This window comes from Cobetia sp. (assembly GCF_983723665.1).
Genome location: NZ_CFDJES010000210.1, coordinates 1 through 3,540, shown reverse-complemented (window position 1 = coordinate 3,540; position 3,540 = coordinate 1). Strand labels below are relative to the sequence as shown.

3 protein-coding genes are annotated in these 3,540 nt (G+C 56.7%); all 3 read right to left on the bottom strand.

What is annotated here, in order from left to right; genetic code table 11:
- Positions 1 to 1,154: copper resistance system multicopper oxidase (locus tag AC4FAH_RS13915; protein WP_490246245.1), on the bottom strand; the 1,154-nt coding region annotated here is incomplete at its 3' end.
- Between the two features lie 84 nt (positions 1,155 to 1,238).
- Positions 1,239 to 2,573 (bottom strand): ATP-binding protein, encoded by a 1,335-nt coding sequence (locus AC4FAH_RS13910; RefSeq protein ID WP_490246244.1) that lies wholly within the window; start codon positions 2,571 to 2,573, stop codon positions 1,239 to 1,241.
- A complete protein-coding gene (locus AC4FAH_RS13905; RefSeq protein ID WP_153635664.1) occupies positions 2,551 to 3,225 on the bottom strand; it encodes a response regulator in 675 nt (224 codons plus the stop codon). The genes AC4FAH_RS13910 and AC4FAH_RS13905 overlap by 23 nt, the downstream gene beginning before the upstream one ends.
- Positions 3,226 to 3,540 lie beyond the last annotated feature (315 nt).

Below are 3,540 nucleotides of genomic sequence, written 5' to 3'. Positions count from 1 at the left end.
TCCATTCCAGCATGAGCGCCCATGGCCTCCATCCCGCGATCAGCGATCTGCCGTCGTTCAGGTACGGGCGCCTCCATTCCGGGGCGGGGTGCCAACGTGGCTCGCGCGTAGCCACTGCGGTCCATGGCTTCGGCGAAGATGGTGTACGCCTTGTCATCTTCCGGTGTCACCAGCACATCGTAGGCTTCCGCCACGGCAATACGGAACTCATCCACTTCTACCGGTTGCACTGGCTGTCCATCTGCCGCTACCACGGTCATCTTCAAGCCGGGAATGCGTAAATCGAAGTAGCTCATTGCCGAGCCATTGACGACACGCAGACGCACTGTTTCCCCACGCTTGAATAGCGCGCTCCAGTTTTCTTCTGGTGAATGACCATTGAGAAGATACGTATAGGTACTGCCGGTGACATCGGCAATATCCCGTGAACTCATGCGCATCTCTGCCCACATGCTGCGCGACTCGATCGTGTCCACCCAACCACCCCGTCGTACATCCGCAAAGAAATCAGCGACGGTGCGCTCCTGGTAGTTATAGTAGCCTTCCATGGTCTTGAGATTGCGAAATACGGACTTGGGGTCTTCGAATGTCCAGTCAGTCAGCAGCAGGACATGCTCACGATCATAGGTGAAGGCTTCGGGTGTTGCGGAGTCGATGATCAATGGACCTGCGTGGCCTTCCTGCTCCTGGAGGCCTGAATGACTGTGATACCAGTAGGTACCGCTCTGAGTGACAGGAAACCGGTAGGTAAAGGTTTCGCCCGGTGCTATCCCTGCGAAGCTGATACCCGGCACGCCGTCCATTTCCGGAGGAAGTATGATGCCATGCCAGTGAATGGAGGTTGGCTCATCGAGCAGGTTTGTCACCTTGATGACAGCATCCTGCCCCTCCTTCAAGCGCACCATGGGCCCGGGACTACTGCCATTGATGCTGATAGGACGAGCGAATTGCCCGGCAATGTCGATGTCTTCACGTCGAATGACAAGAGAGATCTCGGGCCCATGCTCAACCCCTTGGGAGTAACCTGATGTGCGCCCCCAGGGGTTGGCCCAGGCGGGTGCCACGCCTGACACCATTGCGCCCAGCCCCAGGGCAGAACCTCCCTTGAGCAACTGACGACGTGATACAGAAAATTCAGACGGTTTTGGTGCCATGGCCGTTGCTGCTCCCGAGTCATGAATGAAGAGTCATGACATGGATGAAGCCACGGCAAGCTGAAACGAACCTGAATGGAGTGCCTATTTGCGTGTGGGCAGATGCACCTCGGCTCTCAATCCCCCTGCGCCGGCTGTTGAGTAGCTCACGCAACCAGCGTAATGCTTGACGAGATGGGCAAGAATGGAGAGCCCCAACCCATAACCCGGGTGAGTTTCGTCCTGACGCCACCCACGCTCGCCAAGATGGGCCAACTGTGCCTGCGGCACCCCCGGACCATCATCCTCGACGCAGAGCACGATCTGGTCACTCTCTATCGTCAATCGGCATTGCACCTGATTGACAGACCACTTGCCCGCATTATCCAGCAATATGCCGAGCATTTCGGTGAAATCCTGTGTCTCGACATTCACCCAGCTATCCGCATGCTCATTAGATACGCCCAGACACTCCAGCAAGAAGGTACGCTGCGGATAGATCCCCTGGAACATCTCGATCAAGCGCTGGGCCTCTTCAACCGGGCGTGTTGTCTGACCGGCGCGCGGGCCAGCAATGCGGGCTCGCCTGAGTTCTGTCTCCAGCTGGGAATGAATCGTCTCTACACGTTGCAGCATCTTGCCACGACGTACCTCATTGATCGGTCGCTTGCCACGCAGCACCTGTGTCAGTGCCGCCAGAGGTGTCTTGAGCGCATGGGACAGATTCGCCACAGACTCTCGTGAACGAGACAACCGACGATCAAACTCATCCAGCAGGGTGTTGAGCTGTGATACCAACGCATCAAGCTCGGAAGGGGCCTCAAGCACAATCCGCTTTCGGTGCCCGGACTGGAGTTCACTCAATTGATGACGCAGGACACTCAACGGCCTGAGCCCCCGCCTTACCGCCAGCAGATTGAGTGATATCAGAATTCCCCACAACAGGATGGCGCTGGCGGCAATCCACCAATGAACTCGGGTCAAGCCCTGCTCCACTGGCGAGAAATTCTCGGCAATCAGCAATTGCACCGCGTCCCCGCGGATATCGAAGACGTGCCGATAGACCAACAGTGGCTGTTGCTGAAACTGATGCATGAATAACGCATCCCCCTTGCCCTCAAGCAAAGGGAGCATCTGCGTCGGCAAGGCAGGCAGCGAAGTACTGACCTTCTCCCCGACTCGCAACACATAGAAATGATGAAAGCTCAGAGACTCCTCTCGGGCCGCTGCCATGAGCTGGGCAACAGGTCGCTCATCCTTCTTGAGCAAGGTGACGATATGCCATGCCTCATCCTTGAGACGCTCGCCAAGAAAGTCCTTCGCCAGCTCGTGGAGAAAGAAGCCATGCAGATACCAGGCAAACAGCACCACCGCGAGAGATGCTCCTCCCAGGCGGGTCAGCAGGCGAAAACGAAGGCTACGACGATCGATGTGAAACAAGCAGATACCCCTGTCCGCGGCGGGTCTGTATCAAGTCCTTGCCCAGGCGGCGGCGAAGGCGAGCGATATAGACTTCTACCAGATTGGGCGCCGCGGCGTCCTGCTCCAGGGCATATAGCTGATCCAGCAACTGTGTCTTGGAGTGCACTCTGTCTGGATGATGCATGAGGTACCGTAACAGGCGAAATTCGGTGGCCGTCAAGCTCGCCCACTGCTCTCCATCACAGCACACACGCTGCGCCTCTTCATCCAGCTGAATTCCGCTCACCTGAAGATACCCATGACTTGCCCCTTGACGACGCCGAAGCAGCGCATGAAGACGTGCCAGCAACTCTGCTTCATGAAATGGCTTGGTCAGGTAATCATCTGCCCCGCTGCGCAAACCGACGACCTTGTCTTCCCACGTGTCACGGGCCGTGAGAATCAGTATCGGAATATCCACCTGACCTTGACGCCAGCGCTTGAGCAAATCCAACCCGGAGCCGTCCGGTAGTCCCAGATCCAGAATGGCCAGCGCGTACTGCTCGGTTGCCATGAAGGCTTGCGCATCATTCAAATTGGAGGAGACATCCAGTCGATAACCATTGTCCTCAAGCAGCTCGGCCAGGCTTTCCGCCAGCAGGTCATCATCTTCAAGCAACAACAGCTTCATGCCAGCTTTCTCCTGATCCACAAAACACCCACTGAACACTGCGGCATATGGCTAAACCAACATGCCATGGTAAGCCTCACCATCCTATAGGGGAAAGCTGATCTCTAGCTGAAAAGACAGCAACATGCAATTTCACCAACACGCGAAGCCGCTCGAATCTCCTAGGCGCTATCCAGCCACGCACGCTTGGCTGGATAGCGCCTCTTGGTCACGGTAGCCTTGCACGCCTGTCAGGCAGGACATGCATCATGTCGGCTGCCTGAGCCCCTATTCTCTCTCTATTGGCTAATTGCACAGGATGCCCGCAATGCTCGC

Bases quoted from the DNA above. Each gene is read 5' to 3' on its own strand.
- AC4FAH_RS13905 (WP_153635664.1), bottom strand. From the start codon at position 3,225: ATGAAGCTGTTGTTGCTTGAAGATGATGACCTGCTGGCGGAAAGCCTG.